Annotated in this window: 20 protein-coding genes; 19 read left to right on the plus strand and 1 reads right to left on the minus strand. The window is 37.2% G+C overall.

Annotated features, from left to right (window positions below; translation table 11 throughout):
• The first annotated feature begins 7 nt into the window (after positions 1 to 7).
• From def to spoVM, 10 genes are all read left to right on the plus strand, one after another.
• On the plus strand, positions 8 to 478 hold the full coding sequence (gene def, locus AABL52_RS08160; RefSeq protein WP_061678221.1) for a peptide deformylase: 471 nt from the start codon (positions 8 to 10) through the stop codon (positions 476 to 478).
• 23 nt (positions 479 to 501) lie between these two features.
• Positions 502 to 1,446 carry a methionyl-tRNA formyltransferase gene (fmt, locus tag AABL52_RS08165; protein WP_000598786.1) on the plus strand — a complete coding sequence of 315 codons (945 nt, stop codon included), beginning with the start codon at positions 502 to 504 and terminating at the stop codon, positions 1,444 to 1,446.
• Entirely contained in the window at positions 1,443 to 2,777 is a 1,335-nt protein-coding gene (gene rsmB, locus AABL52_RS08170) for a 16S rRNA (cytosine(967)-C(5))-methyltransferase RsmB (protein ID WP_001249654.1), read from the plus strand. Before fmt ends, rsmB begins: the two co-directional genes overlap by 4 nt.
• Positions 2,778 to 2,781: 4 nt before the next feature.
• Positions 2,782 to 3,870: a 23S rRNA (adenine(2503)-C(2))-methyltransferase RlmN gene (gene rlmN, locus AABL52_RS08175; RefSeq protein WP_000450538.1), complete on the plus strand. Its 1,089-nt coding sequence runs from the start codon at positions 2,782 to 2,784 to the stop codon at positions 3,868 to 3,870.
• Between the two features lie 4 nt (positions 3,871 to 3,874).
• The gene (locus AABL52_RS08180) at positions 3,875 to 4,627 is read left to right on the plus strand and encodes a Stp1/IreP family PP2C-type Ser/Thr phosphatase (protein ID WP_000648710.1); all 753 of its coding nucleotides are present in this window, start codon (positions 3,875 to 3,877) and stop codon (positions 4,625 to 4,627) included.
• Positions 4,628 to 4,635: 8 nt separating this feature from the next.
• Positions 4,636 to 6,609 (plus strand): serine/threonine protein kinase PrkC, encoded by a 1,974-nt coding sequence (gene prkC, locus AABL52_RS08185; RefSeq protein WP_000904762.1) that lies wholly within the window; start codon positions 4,636 to 4,638, stop codon positions 6,607 to 6,609.
• Positions 6,610 to 6,877: 268 nt separating this feature from the next.
• A complete protein-coding gene (rsgA, locus tag AABL52_RS08190; protein WP_341519148.1) occupies positions 6,878 to 7,759 on the plus strand; it encodes a ribosome small subunit-dependent GTPase A in 882 nt (293 codons plus the stop codon).
• A 2-nt stretch (positions 7,760 to 7,761) separates the two neighbouring features.
• Positions 7,762 to 8,406: a ribulose-phosphate 3-epimerase gene (gene rpe / locus AABL52_RS08195; RefSeq protein WP_000589961.1), complete on the plus strand. Its 645-nt coding sequence runs from the start codon at positions 7,762 to 7,764 to the stop codon at positions 8,404 to 8,406.
• Between the two features lie 99 nt (positions 8,407 to 8,505).
• Positions 8,506 to 9,186 carry a thiamine diphosphokinase gene (locus tag AABL52_RS08200; RefSeq protein ID WP_002072839.1) on the plus strand — a complete coding sequence of 227 codons (681 nt, stop codon included), beginning with the start codon at positions 8,506 to 8,508 and terminating at the stop codon, positions 9,184 to 9,186.
• Positions 9,187 to 9,252: 66 nt separating this feature from the next.
• Positions 9,253 to 9,333, plus strand: a complete 81-nt coding sequence (gene spoVM, locus AABL52_RS08205) for a stage V sporulation protein SpoVM (RefSeq protein WP_001213599.1) — start codon at positions 9,253 to 9,255, stop codon at positions 9,331 to 9,333.
• 73 nt (positions 9,334 to 9,406) lie between these two features.
• Here the strand turns inward: spoVM and rpmB are convergent, their stop codons facing one another.
• Positions 9,407 to 9,595, minus strand: coding sequence for a 50S ribosomal protein L28 (gene rpmB, locus AABL52_RS08210; protein ID WP_000124776.1), 189 nt, complete (start codon positions 9,593 to 9,595; stop codon positions 9,407 to 9,409).
• 375 nt (positions 9,596 to 9,970) lie between these two features.
• Between rpmB and AABL52_RS08215 the strand changes: the two genes are divergently transcribed.
• The 9 genes from AABL52_RS08215 to rncS all read left to right on the plus strand — a co-directional run bounded on the left by AABL52_RS08215 (position 9,971) and on the right by rncS (position 18,841).
• Positions 9,971 to 10,333, plus strand: a complete 363-nt coding sequence (locus AABL52_RS08215) for an Asp23/Gls24 family envelope stress response protein (RefSeq protein WP_000021109.1) — start codon at positions 9,971 to 9,973, stop codon at positions 10,331 to 10,333.
• A 22-nt stretch (positions 10,334 to 10,355) separates the two neighbouring features.
• Positions 10,356 to 12,032: a DAK2 domain-containing protein gene (locus AABL52_RS08220; RefSeq protein WP_000027124.1), complete on the plus strand. Its 1,677-nt coding sequence runs from the start codon at positions 10,356 to 10,358 to the stop codon at positions 12,030 to 12,032.
• Positions 12,033 to 12,322: 290 nt separating this feature from the next.
• Positions 12,323 to 14,371: an ATP-dependent DNA helicase RecG gene (gene recG, locus AABL52_RS08225; protein ID WP_341519149.1), complete on the plus strand. Its 2,049-nt coding sequence runs from the start codon at positions 12,323 to 12,325 to the stop codon at positions 14,369 to 14,371.
• Positions 14,372 to 14,460: 89 nt separating this feature from the next.
• Positions 14,461 to 15,054 (plus strand): transcription factor FapR, encoded by a 594-nt coding sequence (gene fapR, locus AABL52_RS08230; RefSeq protein WP_000747352.1) that lies wholly within the window; start codon positions 14,461 to 14,463, stop codon positions 15,052 to 15,054.
• Positions 15,051 to 16,043 carry a phosphate acyltransferase PlsX gene (gene plsX / locus AABL52_RS08235; RefSeq protein ID WP_000684108.1) on the plus strand — a complete coding sequence of 331 codons (993 nt, stop codon included), beginning with the start codon at positions 15,051 to 15,053 and terminating at the stop codon, positions 16,041 to 16,043. Before fapR ends, plsX begins: the two co-directional genes overlap by 4 nt.
• Before the next feature lie 14 nt (positions 16,044 to 16,057).
• Positions 16,058 to 17,002: an ACP S-malonyltransferase gene (gene fabD / locus AABL52_RS08240; RefSeq protein WP_341519150.1), complete on the plus strand. Its 945-nt coding sequence runs from the start codon at positions 16,058 to 16,060 to the stop codon at positions 17,000 to 17,002.
• Entirely contained in the window at positions 17,002 to 17,742 is a 741-nt protein-coding gene (gene fabG / locus AABL52_RS08245; RefSeq protein ID WP_000911781.1) for a 3-oxoacyl-[acyl-carrier-protein] reductase, read from the plus strand. The genes fabD and fabG overlap by 1 nt, the downstream gene beginning before the upstream one ends.
• Before the next feature lie 69 nt (positions 17,743 to 17,811).
• A complete protein-coding gene (acpP, locus tag AABL52_RS08250) occupies positions 17,812 to 18,045 on the plus strand; it encodes an acyl carrier protein (protein ID WP_000786062.1) in 234 nt (77 codons plus the stop codon).
• Positions 18,046 to 18,103: 58 nt separating this feature from the next.
• Positions 18,104 to 18,841 carry a ribonuclease III gene (rncS, locus tag AABL52_RS08255; RefSeq protein WP_001146868.1) on the plus strand — a complete coding sequence of 246 codons (738 nt, stop codon included), beginning with the start codon at positions 18,104 to 18,106 and terminating at the stop codon, positions 18,839 to 18,841.
• Positions 18,842 to 18,869 lie beyond the last annotated feature (28 nt).

Below are 18,869 nucleotides of genomic sequence, written 5' to 3' on the forward strand. Positions count from 1 at the left end.
GGGAAATATGGCAGTTTTAGAAATAGTAAAGCATCCAAATGAAGTGTTAGAAACACCATGCGAAAGAGTAATTAACTTTGATAAAAAGTTAGTGAAATTGTTGAAAGATATGCATGAAACAATGTTAATTGCGGACGGAGTCGGTTTAGCTGCGCCTCAAGTAGGTGTAAGCTTGCAAGTAGCGGTAGTTGATATCGATGATGATACGGGGAAAATCGAGTTAATCAATCCATCGATACTAGAAAAACGTGGTGAACAAGTAGGTCCCGAAGGTTGTCTAAGCTTCCCGGGACTTTATGGTGAAGTGGAACGTGCGGATTATATTAAAGTACGTGCGCAAAATCGCCGAGGTAAAGTATTTTTACTAGAAGCAGAAGGATTTTTAGCACGTGCCATTCAACATGAAATCGATCATTTACACGGTGTGTTATTTACATCGAAAGTGACAAGATATTATGAGGAAAACGAATTAGAATAGGTATTAAAAGGAGCGGTTTTTTAATGATAAAAGTAGTATTTATGGGAACACCGGACTTTTCAGTGCCGGTGCTTCGTCGTCTTATCGAAGATGGCTATGATGTAATAGGTGTTGTGACGCAGCCTGATCGTCCGGTAGGTAGAAAAAAAGTATTAACACCTACACCTGTTAAAGTTGAAGCAGAAAAACATGGTATTCCGGTGTTACAACCGTTAAGAATTCGTGAAAAAGCCGAATATGAACAAGTCTTGGCATTAGAGCCAGATTTGATTGTAACAGCTGCTTTCGGTCAGATTGTACCAAATGAAATTTTAGAAGCACCGAAGTATGGATGTATTAACGTCCACGCGTCTTTACTACCTGAACTTCGTGGTGGTGCACCAATCCATTATGCAATTATGGAAGGTAAAGAAAAAACGGGTATTACAATTATGTATATGGTAGAGAAATTGGATGCGGGTGATATCTTAACGCAAGTAGAAGTGGAGATTGAAGAGCGTGAAACGACCGGCTCTTTATTCGATAAGTTAAGTGAAGCAGGGGCACACCTACTATCTAAAACAGTACCTTTATTAATTCAAGGTAAGTTAGAACCAATTAAACAAAACGAAGAAGAAGTAACATTTGCATATAATATAAAACGTGAGCAAGAGAAAATTGATTGGACAAAAACAGGTGAAGAAGTATACAATCACATTCGCGGATTGAATCCATGGCCAGTTGCTTATACGACTTTGGCAGGACAAGTTATTAAAGTATGGTGGGGAGAGAAGGTCTCTATTACAGAGAAAGCTGAACCAGGTACAATAGTAGCTCTTGAAGAAGATGGATTTGTTGTTGCAACTGGGAATGAGACAGGTGTTAAAATCACTGAATTGCAACCTTCTGGTAAAAAACGTATGAGTTGTTCGCAATTTTTACGTGGCACAAAACCTGAAATTGGAACGAAGTTAGGAGAAAATGCATGAGACAAAATGTTCGTGAGTTAGCTCTTGATGGCTTAATTCAAGTAGAAAAAAGTGGTGCATACAGTAACTTACTTCTAAATAATCTAATTGAAAAAAATGCAATTGATAGAAAAGATATTGGTTTGTTAACTGAAATTGTATATGGAACGATTCAACGTCGTGACACATTAGATTATTATTTACAGCCTTTTTTAAAAAAGAAGGTTGAGGCGTGGGTAAGAGTATTACTTCGCTTATCTTTATATCAAATGATTTATTTAGATCGAGTGCCCGAGAGAGCGGCTATCCATGAAGCAGTGGAGATTGCAAAGCGTCGCGGACATAAAGGGATTGCCGGTATGGTAAACGGGGTATTACGTTCGATTCAGAGAGAAGGGGTACCTTCTGTAGATGAAATCAAGGATCCAGTAGAACGTTTGGCAATTGCAACAAGTCATCCAATGTGGCTTGTTCAAGATTGGGCTTCTGAATATGGTTTAGAGACAGCGGAGAAAATGTGTGAAGTGAACATGTTACCTCCAGTACCAACAGCGCGTGTAAATGTTGATAAAATAACAGTAGACGAAGCAATTGAGTTGTTGGCTAGTGAAGGTATAGAAGCGAAGCACGGCGATTTATCAGAGGATGCAATTCAAATTGAAAGAGGGAATGTAGCGCATACAGATGCGTTTAAAAAAGGTTTTCTTTCTATTCAAGATGAAAGTTCTATGCTCGTAGCGCGCGCTTTAGATCCGAATGAGGGAGATGTAGTTCTTGATAGTTGTGCTGCTCCGGGCGGAAAAACAACGCACATTGCAGAGCGATTAAAAGGAACAGGTCAAGTTATGTCTCTTGATTTACATGCACACAAAGTACGTTTAATTAAACAACAAGCAGAGCGACTTGGTCTAGAAAATGTCGAAACAAAAGCACTAGATGCTAGAAAAGTGCAAGAACACTTTGCGAATGAAACATTTGATAAAATATTAGTAGATGCACCGTGTTCTGGATTTGGTGTGATTAGACGTAAACCTGATATTAAGTTAGGTAAAAATAAAGGCGATAGTGAAAGATTATCGACGATTCAACTTGCAATACTAGAAAAAATAGCACCATTGTTAAAACAAGGTGGTCGCCTTGTTTATAGTACGTGCACAATAGAAAAAATAGAGAATGAACAAGTAATAAAGCAATTTTTACAAGAGCATCCTGAATTTGAATGGGATACTACGATAAAAAATCGCATGCCAGAAAAGTTAAATCCGTATATTGATGAAGGTCAAGTACGAATTTTACCGCATTATTTTGCAACGGATGGCTTTTATATTGCTTGTTTAAGGAAGAAGGTGTAGCATCGTGGAAACGACTGTGAGAAAACAAAAGAAAAATCTAGAAACGAAGAAACCATCAATTTATTCTTTACAACTTCATGAAATGCAAGATTGGTTAAAGGAACAAGGAGAACCAAAGTTCCGTGCAGGACAAATCTTTGATTGGCTATATAAAAAACGTGTAAAAAATTATGACGACATGTCGAATCTTTCTAAAGGATTACGCGATAAATTGTCGAATTCCTTTGATATTACTACTTTAAATACATTGGTAAAACAAACGTCTTCTGATGGAACAATTAAATTCTTATTCCAATTATATGATGGTTATTCTATTGAAACAGTGTTAATGCGACATGAATATGGAAATTCTATTTGTGTAACAACACAGGTCGGATGCCGTATTGGTTGTACGTTCTGTGCATCTACACTTGGTGGATTAAAACGAAACTTAGAAGCTGGAGAGATTGTAGCGCAAGTAGTAGAAGTACAACGTGCACTTGATGAAACAGAAGAACGTGTAAGTTCGCTTGTTGTTATGGGAATTGGAGAGCCGTTTGATAATTACGACAACTTAATGTCATTCTTACGCATTATAAACCATGAAAAAGGAATTCATATTGGCGCAAGACATATGACAGTTTCAACAAGTGGAATTGTTCCAAAAATTTATAAGTTCGCTGAAGAAGATATGCAAATTAATTTTGCGATTTCATTGCATTCTGCAAATACAGAGTTACGTTCAAAATTAATGCCGATTAACCGTGCTTATAAGCTACCAGACCTAATGGAAGCTGTTAAATACTATGTAAATAAAACAGGGCGTCGTATTACGTTTGAATATGGCTTATTTGGAGGAGAAAATGACCAAGTTGAGCAAGCTGAAGAACTTGCTGCGCTTTTAAAAGGTGTAAAATGTCATGTAAACTTAATTCCGGTAAACTACGTACCTGAACGTGATTATGTACGTACACCACGTGAACAAATTTTCTTATTTGAAAAAACGTTAAAAGATCGTGGAGTGAATGTAACAATTCGCCGTGAACAAGGTCATGATATTGATGCAGCCTGCGGTCAGTTACGTGCGAAGGAGCGTAAAGAAGAGACGAGGTGACGAGATGAAAGCCGTGTTTCTATCGGATAAAGGAAAAGTTCGTCAACATAATGAAGATAGTGCAGGAGTTTTTCACAATTTAGATGGAAATGTTTTAGCGGTAGTAGCAGATGGAATGGGAGGTCATCGAGCTGGTGATGTAGCTAGTTCGATGACCATTCAATTATTCCATGATTATTGGAAGCAAACGCATAATATGAATGAACCAAAAAAAGTAGAAGAGTGGTTACATACGAGTGTTGGGATTATTAATGAGCGTATATATGAGTACTCTAAACAACATGTAGAATGTAATGGTATGGGAACAACACTTATAATAGCGATTTGTACGCAAAACTTTGTGACAATAGGTCATATAGGAGATAGTCGTTGTTATATGGTATCAGAGGGAGAAATCTCGCTTGTAACGGAAGATCATTCCCTTGTAAATGAACTTGTGAGACATGGTGAAATTTCAAAAGAAGACGCAGAATATCACCCGAAAAAGAATGTTTTGTTAAGGGCATTAGGAACAGAAGAAAAAGTCGGATTAGATGTGAAAACATTGGTGCTTGAGGAAGATGATCAGTTACTTCTTTGCTCTGATGGTTTATCTAACAAAGTTTCTATTGCTGATATGCAACAAATTTTACAGCTAAATGAACAGCTTGAAACGAAGGGACAACGTCTCATTCAATTGGCGAATGATCGTGGCGGGGAAGATAATATCACCCTTGTTCTTATTGATTATGCGGGTTCGACAAACGAAAGTAGGTGAAGTGCAACGTGCTGATTGGAAAACGCTTAAATGACCGTTATAAGCTACTGAAAATGATTGGTGGCGGTGGAATGGCCAATGTGTATTTAGCTCATGATGATATACTTGGCCGAGATGTAGCGGTAAAAATATTAAGACTCGACTATTCAAATAACGAAGAGTTTATTAAACGTTTCCATCGAGAAGCGCAGTCTGTTACAACGTTGTCGCATCCAAATATTGTGAATATGTATGATGTCGGAGAAGAAGATGGTATATATTATCTTGTAATGGAGTATGTACCAGGACAAACATTGAAGCAATACATAATTGAGCGAGGGATGTTACCTATAGGAGAAGCTCTTGATATTATGGAGCAGTTAACATCCGCCATGGCACACGCCCATCATTTTGAAATTGTGCACCGTGATATTAAACCGCACAATATTTTAATTCGAGCTGATGGAGTAATAAAAGTAACAGATTTTGGAATTGCGACAGCTACAAGTGCAACAACAATTACACATACAAATTCGGTACTCGGTTCGGTGCATTACTTATCACCAGAACAAGCACGCGGCGGGATAGCAAATAAACAATCAGATATTTATTCTCTAGGAATCGTTATGTTTGAGTTGTTAACAGGAAGACAACCGTTTTCTGGCGAATCTGCTGTTGCTATAGCTTTAAAACATTTACAAAGTGAAATTCCGTCTCCAAAGAGATGGAATGAAAATATTCCGCAAAGTGTCGAAAATATTATATTAAAGGCAACTGCGAAAGATCCGTTTCACCGATATCAATCTGCCAATGCGATGAAACGAGATATTGAAACTGCACTATATCCAGAGAGGATAAATGAGCAGCCATTTTACATACCGGAAGATATGGAAGCGACAAAAGCGATTCCTATTATTCAACAAGAACAATTATTCGAAAATGTAACTGATGAAACAATTGTTTTAAAAGGAAGTAAAGTGGATGAACAGAAAAGAAAAGAAGAAACGGAATTAAATAAGAAGAAAAAACGAAGTAATAAATGGATCAAAGTTTTAATAACGACATTTTTACTTTTAGCAATTGGAATAACGTTAGCGCTTACTGTTATTCCAGGATTCTTTATTCCAAAAGATGTAAAAGTTCCTGATGTGGCTGGTATGAAGTATGCGACAGCAGTAAATAAATTAGTTGAAAAGGGTTTTGAGGTTACGGAACCTAATATTGTATATACAGATGATGTTGAAGCCGGTGATGTGATAAAAACAGACCCTGTGGCAGGAAGAGTCGTGAAAGAAAACTCTAAAATTACTATCTATCAATCAGGCGGAAAAAAGAAAAGTAAGATGAGTGATCTCACAGGAAAAGATTTTGAGAGTATAAGGGCTGAATTAGAAGAAAAATATAAGCAAGTTACAATAAATTATATTGAAAATGATAGGCCAAAAGGTGAAATCGTAGAGCAAATTCCTACGCCGGATCAAATGGTAGTAGAGGCGGAACAAGAACTGAAAATTTGGGTAAGTAAAGGTCCGTATCAAATTAGACCAGGTGATTTTTCAGGATGGACTGAAAATAGCGTAAATGGTTATTTGAATGAGAGAAAACTAACTCCAGATATAAAACGAGAGTATTCCGATACTGTTGATAAAGGACTTGTAATTTCGCAATCTCCAAAACCAGGAACGCCGTTAAAAGAAGGAGATAAAGTGACGATTGTCATCTCAGAGGGTCCTAAGCCGAAAGTAACGAAAACAGTGAAAGTGGATAATATTTCTATTCCGTATGAGTCTTCTATAATTGGTGAGAAAAAACCGCAAACAATAGAAATTTATAAAGAAGATATGCAACAAAAAATGGATAGACCAATTGAAACTAGAACAATTTCAGAGTCGGCAACTATTTCTTTAGAATTTGTAATTCAAGAAGGTACAAAAGGACACTATAAAATTGTACGAGATGGTGTAACGATTATCGACAAAGAAGTACCATACCCAACTCAATAATAATGACTTCCATTTTCTTTCTAGAGGGGATGGAATGTATTACTCTTGCCTGTTATGCTGTCTACTTATAGTGGACTGTATAACAGGCAAAAATATATGATTCAAAAAGTTATAAAAGTGATACTGTTATAAATAATATATTGAATTTGATGGTAGATTAAATATATTAACTTGTATATATAACGGGTTTTGAAATAAGTATTTAAAGAATTCTAATCCATTCAATATGAATTACAGCTTCACTTTATACAAAATAAAGGAGAATTATATGCCAGAAGGAAAAATTGTAAAAGCTCTAAGTGGGTTTTATTATGTGCAGCATGAAGAAGGGATTACACAATGCCGCGGGCGTGGTGTGTTCAGAAAGAATAAAATTACACCACTAGTAGGAGACCAAGTTGTTTTTCAAGCAGATAATCCAAGTGAAGGATACGTGCTTGAAGTATTTGATCGAAAAAATGAACTTGTTAGGCCTCCTATTGCTAATGTTGATCAAGCAATTCTCGTTTTCTCAGCAGTAGAACCAGATTTTAATCCGGGACTGTTAGATCGATTTTTAGTGCTAATTGAATATCATAATATTAAGCCGATTATTTGCATTAGTAAGATGGATTTAGTGGATGAAAAAATGAGAGAGACTGTTGAATCTTATGCGAATGACTATCGCGAGATGGGATATGATGTATTATTTACTTCTATAAATACATCGGAAAGTATTGATATTTTAAAACCATTCTTAGAAGGCTGTGTTTCTGTTGTAGCAGGGCAATCTGGTGTTGGGAAATCTTCTATGCTTAACGTTTTACGTCCAGATTTAGAACTGAAAACGAATGATATTTCCTCGCATTTAGGACGCGGGAAACATACGACAAGACACGTGGAATTAATTGCGGTTGGAAGCGGACTAGTTGCAGATACACCTGGTTTTAGTTCACTTGATTTCATAGATATAGAAGTAGAAGATCTTACATATTGTTTTCCAGAGTTGAAAGAAGCGAGCCAATACTGTAAATTTAGAGGGTGTACACATCTTTCCGAACCGAAATGTGCTGTGAAGGCTGCGGTTGAAGAAGGAAAAATTACAGAATATCGTTATAAGAATTACAAACAATTCGTAGAAGAAATTAGAGAGAGAAAGCCGAGGTATTAGTTATGATTAAAATTGCACCATCGATCTTATCAGCAGATTTTTCAAAATTAGGGGAAGAGATTAAAGATGTAGAAAAAGGCGGAGCGGATTACATTCACGTCGATGTAATGGATGGACATTTCGTACCAAATATTACGATTGGACCATTAATTGTAGAAGCTATCCGTCCGATTACATCGTTACCATTAGATGTACATTTAATGATTGAAAATCCTGATAACTATATCCCGACTTTCGCAAAAGCGGGAGCGGATATTATTACTGTTCATGTAGAGGCGTGCCCTCATCTGCATCGTACAATTCAGTTAATTAAATCTCATGGCATTAAAGCGGGAGTTGTATTAAATCCGCATACGCCAGTTTCAACGATTGAGCATGTATTAGAAGATATAGATATGGTATTACTTATGACAGTAAACCCAGGATTCGGTGGGCAGAAATTTATCCATTCTGTATTACCGAAAATTAAACAAGTTGCAGAAATGGTTAAAGAGCGCAATCTAGAAGTAGAAATTGAAGTTGATGGTGGTGTAAATGCTGAAACAGCAAGACTTTGTATTGAAGCAGGAGCAAATGTACTTGTAGCTGGATCAGCAGTATACAATCAAAAAGACCGCGGTGAAGCAATTCGTATCATTCGTGGATAATGAATGAACGAGTCTTTATCCCAGTGAAACTTCTAGTGTAGTAAGTTTTCACTATTTATAAAGGATAGAGAAAAAATATGTAAAAAGGCAATCTACCGAATGGCAGATTGCCTTTTTACAATAGAAGGGGAAGGAAACATGATTATTCATATTTTAGCGGGCGGACCTGCGGAATATTGTGCAGATTTTTCTCGATATGAAAGTGAGAAAGTAGTGTGGGCGGCAGTTGATAGAGGCGTATATCGTTTATTAAAAGGAGGAATTACTCCAGCTGTTGCGTTTGGAGATTACGATTCAGTTACTGAAGAAGAATTAGTATGGATGGGTCAGCAAACAAATGACTTACATATTGTTCCTCGTGAAAAAGATCAAACAGATTTAGAAATTGCGATTAACTGGGCGTTAGAACAAAATCCGACATTGATTCGTATTTTTGGCGCCACTGGTGGAAGGCTGGATCACGGTTTAGCGAATATACAGATGCTTTTAAGAGGGTTAGAAGTAGGGATAGAAATGTGTATTGTAGACAATAAAAATGAAATAAGCGTGAAAAAAGTGGGTACACATATAATTGAAGACAATAAAAATTTCCCTTATGTATCTTTTGTGCCGGTTACTGAAATAGTGGAAGGGATTACGTTGCTTGGATTTAAGTATCCTCTAATTAATAAAACAATAGAATGGGGATCAACACTTTGTATTAGTAATGAACTCGTTGAGGAAAAAGGTACTTTTTCATTTACTTCTGGCATATTAATGGTGATAAGAAGCACTGATTAAAGAAACAATTTTGCTCCTTACATCATATAGTGAACAAGTGGAGTAATGGGGATTAGGAGGGAAACCATGAGATTTTATACAATTAAGTTACCTAAATTTCTTGGTGGAATTGTTCGTGCCATGTTAAATACCTTCAAAAAAGATTAAAAAAAGCACCTATTACCGGTGCTTTTTCCATTGTCATAGTAAAAAAAGAGCCTAGCGGCTCTTTTTTTTATTATTAAACACGTTCGATTTTGCCAGATTTTAATGCTCTAGCAGAAACGTAAACACGTTGAACTTTTCCGTCGATGCGTACGCGAACTTTTTGAAGGTTAGCGCCCCATTTACGTTTTGTAGCGTTCATTGCGTGAGAACGAGAGTTACCAGAACGAGCTTTTCTTCCAGTGATAGCACAAACACGAGCCATTTATATTTCCCTCCCTTGATACCTTACCATACGTAATTTTTCAATGTTAGTCTTTTTTGCGATGCTAAAAACACTACTATAATTTAACACAACTAAAAAGAGAATGCAACACCGTAGAAAAAAGAAATCAAGAAAAATTACTTGACACCATATGTCGATGATGAAAAGTTGAAATCAAGAAAAATTGCTTGACATATTATAGTGGTACATGTTGTATAATAACAATGGACTATTTTGCTCATCATAAAAAATGTGATTTAAAACATAAAATATGAGAGTGAAAAGAAAGAACGATGGAATTTTCTTTAAAAAGATTATATGATAGTAACTAAAGTAGTCTAGCTCACTTTCACCATTTATGAAGGGGGAAACGAGATGTCAATTGAAATTAAAACTAAGTATGGTCAAATTGATATTAGTACAGATGTAATTGCAACAATTGCTGGAGGTGCCGCAGTAGATTGCTACGGTATCGTAGGTATGGCATCAAAAAATCAGTTAAAAGATGGTTTAACAGACATTTTACGAAAAGAAAACTTCACTAGAGGCGTTATTGTTCGTAAAGATGAAGATGAAGTACATATTGATATGTATATTATTGTGAGCTATGGTACGAAAATTTCAGAAGTAGCACATAACGTGCAGACGAAAGTGAAATATACATTAGATCAAACTGTAGGACTAGCAGTAGATTCTGTAAACATCTACGTACAAGGAGTTAAAGTAATAAACTTGTAATGTGCATTAAGGAGGAAAATCTGTGTCAATTCAAAAAATTGATGGGAAACGTTTATCACAAATGATCATGCAAGGAGCGAATAATTTAACAAACAATGTTCAGCTTGTTGATGCATTAAACGTATTTCCAGTTCCAGATGGCGATACCGGTACAAACATGAACTTATCAATGACTTCAGGCGCACGTGAAGTGAAAGCAAATCCTTCACAGCACGCTGGTAAAGTCGGTGTAAGTTTAGCCAAAGGATTATTAATGGGAGCTCGTGGTAACTCTGGTGTTATTTTATCTCAGTTATTCCGTGGTTTCTCTAAATCCATTGAACAAAAAGAAGAATTAACAACAGTTGATTTTGCTGCAGCTTTAGATGCTGGGGTAGAAGCGGCTTACAAAGCGGTTATGAAACCGATTGAAGGAACGATTTTAACGGTTGCAAGAGAAACGGGTAAATATGCAGTGACAGTTGCGAAAAAACAGCGCGACTTTGTTTTGTTTATGGAAGACGTTGTGAAAGAAGCGAATGCATCGTTAAATCGTACGCCAGATTTATTACCTGTATTAAAACAAGTTGGCGTTGTAGATAGCGGTGGTAAAGGTCTTGTTGTTGTATATGAAGGATTTTTAGCAGACTTAAAAGGAGAAACGATTTCTTCTAATGTGTCTGCCCAACCATCTATGAATGACATGGTACGCGCAGAACATCACCGTAGTGTACAAAGCCAATTGAGTACAGAAGATATAAAGTATGGATATTGTACGGAATTCATGGTGAAATTAGAGCCTGAAAAAATGAAAGAACATAATTTCTCTGAACAAAAATTCCGTGAAGATATTAGTGTATACGGAGATTCACTACTTGTTGTATCAGATGATGAGGTTGTTAAGGTTCATATTCATGCGGAACATCCTGGAGATCCTATGAATTATGGACAACGCTATGGTAGTTTAATTAAGATTAAAGTAGAAAATATGCGTGAACAGCATACTGCTTTATTAGATGAGCCTACTATGATGCCTGAGCCGACTAGCCAGTCTAAAGAGAAACAACCGTACGGTATCGTAACTGTTGCTATGGGATCTGGTATCAAAACTTTATTTGAGAGCATTGGCGCGACGAAAGTGATCGAAGGTGGCCAAACGATGAATCCAAGTACGGAGGATATTGTGAAGGCGATTGAAGAAGCGAACGCTGAAAAAATCATTATTTTACCGAACAACGGAAATATCGTGATGGCAGCAGAACAAGCAGCGTCAGTTGTTGATCAAGAAGTGATTGTGATTCGTTCAAAAACAGTTCCTCAAGGTATGGCTGCAATGTTAGCATTTAATCCAGTTGGAACGTTAGAAGAGAATGAAGAAAACATGAAAGAAGCTTTATCTCATGTGAAAACCGGTCAAATTACGTATGCGGTACGTGATACGGAAATTGATGGTGTAGCAATTCAAAAAGATGATTTCATGTGTATCGCAGATGGAAAAATCGTATCAACAAATGCTGCAAAAGTAGGAGCTGCAAAGCAATTACTAGAAGCACTTATTGATGAAGATTCTGAAATCGTAACGATTCTACAAGGTGAAGATGCAACTGACGAAGAAGTAGCTGAGTTAGTTGAATTTGTAGAAGAGAATTTTGAAGATGCAGAAGTAGAGGTACATGCTGGAAACCAACCGGTGTATTCTTTCATCTTCTCTGTAGAATAAGAAAAAATTCGTTTTGAAAATAAATGGATTACTTACTTGCTAATGGATAAAAACTAGTAATATGAAGTTTATTACTAGTTTTTATTCAAAAGGCTAGCATATTGAAGATAAAAAAGAGCCTTGCTGCTAATAGTGAGGCTCTTTTCTTTCGTGTTGCTTATGATGGATTTGAGTAGTTTCTCTTAGAATGCCTATGATAGAATATATAAGGTGAAATAGAGCAATTACAGATGTCAATCGTGTTAATGGATAATGAATCAAAGAAAATAATGTGACGGAGCGTGAGAATCTTGAATGAAGTTGTACAAGTTCCTGTTACGGATGTAAAGGGAATCGGAGGAGAAACATCTGAATTACTACACGAGATGGGAATTTATACAGTTTCTCATCTATTAGAACATTTTCCGTACCGTTATGAAGACTATGCGATGAAAGATCTTGCTGAAGTAAAGCATGATGAACGGGTAACAGTTGAGGGGAAAGTTCATAGTGCTCCTTTACTGCAATATTATGGGAAGAAAAAGTCGCGTCTTACGGTTCGTGTCCTCGTCGGTCGTTATTTAATTACAGCTGTATGTTTTAATAGGCCGTACTATAAGCAGAAGTTAAATTTAGATGAAACGGTAACGATTACTGGTAAATGGGATCAGCATCGTCAAACGATTGCGGTATCAGAGCTTCATTTTGGACCAGTTGCACGTCAACAAGAAGTAGAGCCTGTATACTCAGTGAAAGGGAAACTTACAGTAAAACAGATGCGCCGTTTTATTGCCCAAGCATTCAAGGAGTATGGAAAATCTATAGTTGAAGTGTTGCCTGATGGATTGCTAAGTCGATATAAATTATTGCCGCGTTATGAAGCATTGCGGGCGTTGCATTTTCCAGCAGGGCAGGAAGATTTAAAACAAGCCCGTCGCCGTTTTGTATATGAGGAGTTTTTCTTATTTCAGCTGAAAATGCAAACATTACGGAAAATGGAGAGGGAAAATTCGAAAGGGACGAAAAAAGAAATTCCTTCAGCAGAATTGCAAGAGTTTATCGATGCACTCCCGTTTCCGTTAACTGGTGCGCAGAGCCGGGTAGTAGATGAAATTATGAAAGATATGACATCTCCTTATCGGATGAATCGTCTGTTGCAAGGTGATGTAGGTTCTGGGAAAACAGTCGTAGCAGCTATTGGCCTTTATGCAGCGAAATTAGCACATTATCAAGGTGCTTTAATGGTTCCTACAGAAATTTTAGCGGAGCAACATTATCAATCGCTCGCAGAGACGTTCTCACACTTTGGTATGAAGGTTGAATTGCTAACAAGTTCTGTTAAAGGTGTAAGGCGTCGAGAGATTTTGGCGAAATTAGAACAAGGAGAAATAGATATCCTTGTCGGAACACATGCTTTAATTCAAGATGAAGTTATCTTTCATAGGTTAGGTCTCGTTATTACTGATGAACAACATCGATTTGGTGTAGCGCAGCGACGAGTTTTAAGGGAGAAAGGTGAAAGTCCAGATGTATTATTTATGACAGCGACCCCAATTCCGCGTACGTTAGCAATTACTGCATTTGGAGAGATGGATGTTTCTATAATCGATGAGATGCCAGCTGGTAGAAAGGTAATTGAAACATACTGGGCAAAACATGATATGTTAGATCGAGTTCTCGGTTTTGTGGAGAAGGAGATAAAAAAAGGAAGACAAGCATATGTAATTTGTCCCCTTATTGAAGAATCGGAGAAACTTGATGTACAAAATGCGATTGATTTACATAGTATGCTGATTCATCATTATCAAGGGAAATGTCAAGTCGGATTAATGCATGGAAGATTATCATCTCAAGAAAAAGAAGAGATAATGGGACAATTTAGTGAAAATAAAGTGCAAATTCTTGTGTCGACAACGGTTGTTGAAGTAGGTGTGAACGTACCGAATGCGACTGTAATGGTTATTTATGATGCAGAGCGTTTCGGTTTATCGCAGCTCCATCAGCTCAGGGGACGTGTTGGGCGTGGTAGTGAACAATCATATTGTTTATTAATAGCGGATCCAAAATCGGAAACGGGAAAAGAGCGAATGCGTATTATGACCGAAACGAACGATGGATTTGTGTTGTCAGAAAAAGATTTAGAGTTAAGAGGTCCTGGAGATTTCTTTGGAAGTAAGCAAAGTGGTTTACCAGAATTCAAGGTTGCTGATATGGTACATGATTATCGAGCGTTAGAAACTGCGAGACAAGATGCGGCGTTATTAGTAGATTCCGAAGCATTTTGGCATAATGATCAATATGCTTCGTTGCGTACTTATCTTGACGGGACAGGTGTGTTCCAAGGAGAGAAGCTCGATTAAAGTGAGGCAACAAAAGTTTTTGTTGCATTCTACTTTTAATGATTATATACTACTGTTAGTACCTAGTCATAAAAAATGGATGGTGCGGTATGAAAAAAAGAAGAAGTAAAAAAGAAAGACAGGAATTATTACAACAAACAATAGAAACGAATCCTTTTATTACGGATGAAGATTTAGCAGAAAAATTTCAAGTGAGTATACAAACCGTACGTCTTGATCGTATGGAATTATCTATTCCTGAATTAAGAGAAAGAATTAAACATGTAGCTACAAAGCAACATGAAGAAGATGTGAAATCTTTACCGTTAGAAGAGGTTGTCGGAGAAATTATCGATATAGAATTAGATAGACATGCGATTTCTATCTTTGAAGTGAAGGTAGAACATGTATTTAAAAGAAATCAGATTGCCCGTGGACATCATTTGTTTGCACAAGCAAACTCACTAGCTGTTGCAGTTATTGATGAAGAATTAGCTTTAACTGCAAAGTCTACCATTCGATACATTCGTCCTGTAAAATTAGGAGAGCGTGTTGTTGCAAAAGCACGTGTTGAAGATGTAGAGAATGATAAAGGACGGACCGTTGTCAAAGTGCGTAGCTTTGTTGGAGAAGAACTTGTTTTTACAGGCACTTTTGAAATGTATCGATCTAGTAATTATAGTGAGGAAGGTAACAACTTATGAAAATCGCAATAGATGCAATGGGCGGCGATCATGCTCCAAAGGCTGTCGTATTAGGAGCAATGAAAGCTATTAAGGAATATTCTGATTTACATATTACGTTAGTAGGGAAAGAAGAGGAAATTCGTCAATACTTAACGAGTGAAGAACGAATTACTATACTTCATACAGATGAAAAAATCGAATCGACAGATGAACCAGTAAGGGCGGTTCGTCGAAAAAAACAAGCTTCAATGGTACTAGCAGCGCAGCAAGTGAAGGACGGCGTAGCGGATGCTTGTATATCAGCTGGTAGTACAGGAGCTTTAATGGCGGCTGGATTGTTTGTTGTAGGTCGTATGGAAGGAATTGAGCGACCAGCTTTATCCCCTACAATGCCAACTGTTGATGGAGAAGGTTTTGTTATGTTAGATGTTGGAGCGAACGTTGATGCAAAACCAATTCATTTATATCAATATGCAGTAATGGGATCTGTATACGCTGAGAAAGTAAGAGGGATTAAAAATCCTCGTGTTGGACTTTTGAACGTTGGAACAGAGGATGGCAAAGGGAACGAGCTTTCAAAACAAGTATTTGCAATGCTAAAGGATGCCCCAATTAATTTCGTTGGGAACGTTGAATCAAGAGATTTATTGCAAGGTGTAGCAGATGTTGTTGTATGTGATGGTTTTACAGGGAATGTAGCGCTAAAATCATTAGAAGGAACGGCACTTGCATTATTCTCTATGTTAAAAGAGCAGTTAATGAGTTCGTTTACGAGTAAATTAGCAGCAGCGGTATTAAAGCCAAAACTTATGGTATTAAAAGATAAAATGGATTATTCGGAGTATGGAGGAGCGGCATTATTTGGATTGAAAGCTCCTGTCATTAAGGCTCACGGTTCTTCCAATGACCAATCAATATTTAGTGCGATTCGTCAAACGAGAGAAATGGTAGCGAAAGAAGTGATTCCTACTATTTCAAGCGTAATGGAGAAAGAGCCACTCCAATAAGAGGAGGATTTGAAATGGGAAAACTAGCATTTCTTTTTCCGGGCCAAGGTTCACAGGCAGTTGGAATGGGTAAACAGTTAGCGGAGAATAATAAAGAGGTTGCAAATGTATTTGCAAAAGCAGATGAGGTGTTGCAAGATTCACTTTCAGAAGTGATTTTTGAAGGGCCGCAGGAAAAGCTTACGTTAACGACAAATGCGCAGCCTGCCTTATTAACAACGAGTTTTGCTATTTTGACAGCTTTGAAAGAGTATGATATTACACCAGACTTTGTTGCAGGACATAGTTTAGGTGAATATAGCGCTCTTGTAGCAGCGGGTGCAATAACTTTTGAAGACGCTGTATATGCTGTAAGGAAACGTGGGGAATATATGGAAGAAGCTGTTCCTGGCGGAGAAGGTGCAATGGCGGCTATTCTAGGTGCTGATCCACATATGCTGAAACAAGTTACAGAAGAAGTAACAAGTGAAGGATATGCAGTACAAATCGCTAATATGAATAGTGCGAAGCAAATTGTGATTTCTGGAACAAAGCAAGGAGTCGAGATTGCTTCTCAAAGAGCGAAAGAAAATGGTGCAAAGAGAGCAATTCCGCTTAAGGTAAGTGGACCGTTCCACTCTTCGCTTATGAAGCCGGCAGCGGAGAAGTTCCAAAGTGTCCTAAATGAAATTACAATTCAAGATACGAATATTCCTGTTATCGCAAATGTAACAGCAGACGTTATTACAAGTGGTGCACATATTCAAGAAAAGCTAATTGAACAGCTCTATTCGCCTGTCTTATGGTACCCGTCCATTGAAAATATGGTGAATCAAGGGGTAGATACATTTATTGAGATTGGACCTGGGAAAGTACTTGCTGGACTTATGAAGTCAATTGATTCATCAGTGAAAGCATATGCGATATATGATGAAGAGACATTAAAAGATACCATTTCTAATTTGAGAGGAGAAAACTGATGTTAAAAGGGAAAGTAGCATTAGTAACTGGCGCTTCACGTGGAATTGGTCGTGCGATTGCGATTGATTTAGCGAAACAAGGGGCAAATGTTGTAGTAAATTATGCTGGTAATGAGCAAAAGGCAAATGAAGTAGTTGATGAAATAAAGAAATTAGGTTCGGATGCAATTGCTGTAAGAGCAGATGTTGCAAATGCTGAAGACGTTACAAATATGGTGAAACAAACTGTAGATACATTTGGACAAGTTGATATTCTTGTAAATAACGCAGGTGTAACAAAAGATAATTTATTAATGCGTATGAAAGAAGAAGAATGGGATACAGTTATTAATACAAACCTAAAAGGTGTATTCTTATGTACGAAGGCAGTATCTCGATATATGATGCGTCAACGTAATGGACGTATTATTAATATTGCTTCTGTTGTTGGAGTAACAGGTAATCCAGGACAAGCAAACTATGTTGCTGCTAAAGCGGGTGTAATTGGATTAACAAAAACATCCGCAAAAGAGTTAGCGAGCCGTAATATTACTGTAAATGCAATTGCTCCTGGGTTTATTGCCACAGATATGACAGACGTATTAGATGAAAATATAAAAGCAGAAATGTTAAAATTAATTCCTATAGCTCAGTTTGGTGAAGCGGAGGATATCGCAAATGCTGTAACGTTCTTTGCTTCTGATCAAAGCAAATATGTTACAGGTCAAACGTTAAATGTTGATGGCGGTATGGTAATGTAATAAAAGAATTGATTTCAGCTAGTTTTTTTGGCCAATATTTAATATAATATTTGAGGGGAGGTGAATGGAATGGCAGATGTTTTAGAGCGTGTAACAAAAATCATCGTTGATCGTTTAGGTGTAGAAGAAACTGAAGTAGTACCAGCTGCGAGCTTTAAAGAAGATTTAGGCGCAGACTCCCTAGATGTAGTAGAACTTGTAATGCAATTGGAAGATGAATTCGAAATGGAAATTTCTGATGAAGATGCTGAAAAGATTGCTACTGTTGGCGATGCTGTGACTTACATAGAGAGTCATCTATAATGCTTAAGTGAAGTCCCGTTTTTTAGCGGGGCTTCTCGGCTTATATCTGGAGGGACTTATGCCGTACCGAAAACATAGAGAAAAAAAATACGAAACAAAATATCGTGAAGCGTTTAAAGTATTTCAAGAAGAGATAGGTATTACGTTTTCAGATGAAAAATTATTGATTCAAGCATTTACGCATTCATCGTATGTGAATGAGCATCGAAAAAAACCGCATGAGGACAATGAGCGTCTTGAATTTCTTGGTGATGCTGTATTGGAACTCACTGTATCGCAGTATCTGTTTCAAAAATATCCGACAATGAGCGAAGGAGAGTTAACAAAACTACGTGCAGCTATTGTATGTGAACCATCTCTTGTTCGTTTTGCAAACGAATTGTCATTTGGTAGCCTTGTTTTATTAGGGAAAGGTGAAGAAATGACGGGTGGACGTGAACGACCAGCTTTATTAGCGGATGTCTTTGAAGCGTTTATTGGTGCCCTTTATCTGGATCAAGGGCTTGAAACAGTTTGGGGATTTTTAAAAGAAGTTGTATATCCGAAAATTAATGAGGGTGCTTTTTCTCATGTGATGGATTATAAGAGTCAATTACAAGAGTTGATTCAGCGTGATGGTAGTGGCAATATTGAGTATCAAATTTTGCAAGAAAAAGGACCGGCTCATAACCGAGAATTTGTGTCACGTGTTACGTTAAATAACGTGGCTTTAGGTCTTGGTAGTGGCAAGTCGAAAAAAGAAGCAGAGCAACAAGCTGCTGCAGAAGCATTGAAAAAATTAAAAGAACAACTATAAGGAATCCCCCTTTGAATGAGGGGGATTC

This window comes from Bacillus paramobilis (genome assembly GCF_038096195.1).
GTDB lineage: Bacteria > Bacillota > Bacilli > Bacillales > Bacillaceae_G > Bacillus_A > Bacillus_A mobilis.

Bases quoted from the DNA above. Each gene is read 5' to 3' on its own strand.
- def (WP_061678221.1), top strand. From the start codon at position 8: ATGGCAGTTTTAGAAATAGTAAAGCATCCAAATGAAGTGTTAGAAACA.
- fmt (WP_000598786.1), top strand. From the start codon at position 502: ATGATAAAAGTAGTATTTATGGGAACACCGGACTTTTCAGTGCCGGTG.
- rsmB (WP_001249654.1), top strand. From the start codon at position 1,443: ATGAGACAAAATGTTCGTGAGTTAGCTCTTGATGGCTTAATTCAAGTA.
- AABL52_RS08180 (WP_000648710.1), top strand. From the start codon at position 3,875: ATGAAAGCCGTGTTTCTATCGGATAAAGGAAAAGTTCGTCAACATAAT.
- rsgA (WP_341519148.1), top strand. From the start codon at position 6,878: ATGCCAGAAGGAAAAATTGTAAAAGCTCTAAGTGGGTTTTATTATGTG.
- rpe (WP_000589961.1), top strand. From the start codon at position 7,762: ATGATTAAAATTGCACCATCGATCTTATCAGCAGATTTTTCAAAATTA.
- AABL52_RS08200 (WP_002072839.1), top strand. From the start codon at position 8,506: ATGGCAGATTGCCTTTTTACAATAGAAGGGGAAGGAAACATGATTATT.
- spoVM (WP_001213599.1), top strand. From the start codon at position 9,253: ATGAGATTTTATACAATTAAGTTACCTAAATTTCTTGGTGGAATTGTT.
- rpmB (WP_000124776.1), bottom strand. From the start codon at position 9,595: ATGGCTCGTGTTTGTGCTATCACTGGAAGAAAAGCTCGTTCTGGTAAC.
- AABL52_RS08215 (WP_000021109.1), top strand. From the start codon at position 9,971: ATGTCAATTGAAATTAAAACTAAGTATGGTCAAATTGATATTAGTACA.
- fapR (WP_000747352.1), top strand. From the start codon at position 14,461: ATGAAAAAAAGAAGAAGTAAAAAAGAAAGACAGGAATTATTACAACAA.
- plsX (WP_000684108.1), top strand. From the start codon at position 15,051: ATGAAAATCGCAATAGATGCAATGGGCGGCGATCATGCTCCAAAGGCT.
- fabD (WP_341519150.1), top strand. From the start codon at position 16,058: ATGGGAAAACTAGCATTTCTTTTTCCGGGCCAAGGTTCACAGGCAGTT.
- fabG (WP_000911781.1), top strand. From the start codon at position 17,002: ATGTTAAAAGGGAAAGTAGCATTAGTAACTGGCGCTTCACGTGGAATT.
- acpP (WP_000786062.1), top strand. From the start codon at position 17,812: ATGGCAGATGTTTTAGAGCGTGTAACAAAAATCATCGTTGATCGTTTA.
- rncS (WP_001146868.1), top strand. From the start codon at position 18,104: ATGCCGTACCGAAAACATAGAGAAAAAAAATACGAAACAAAATATCGT.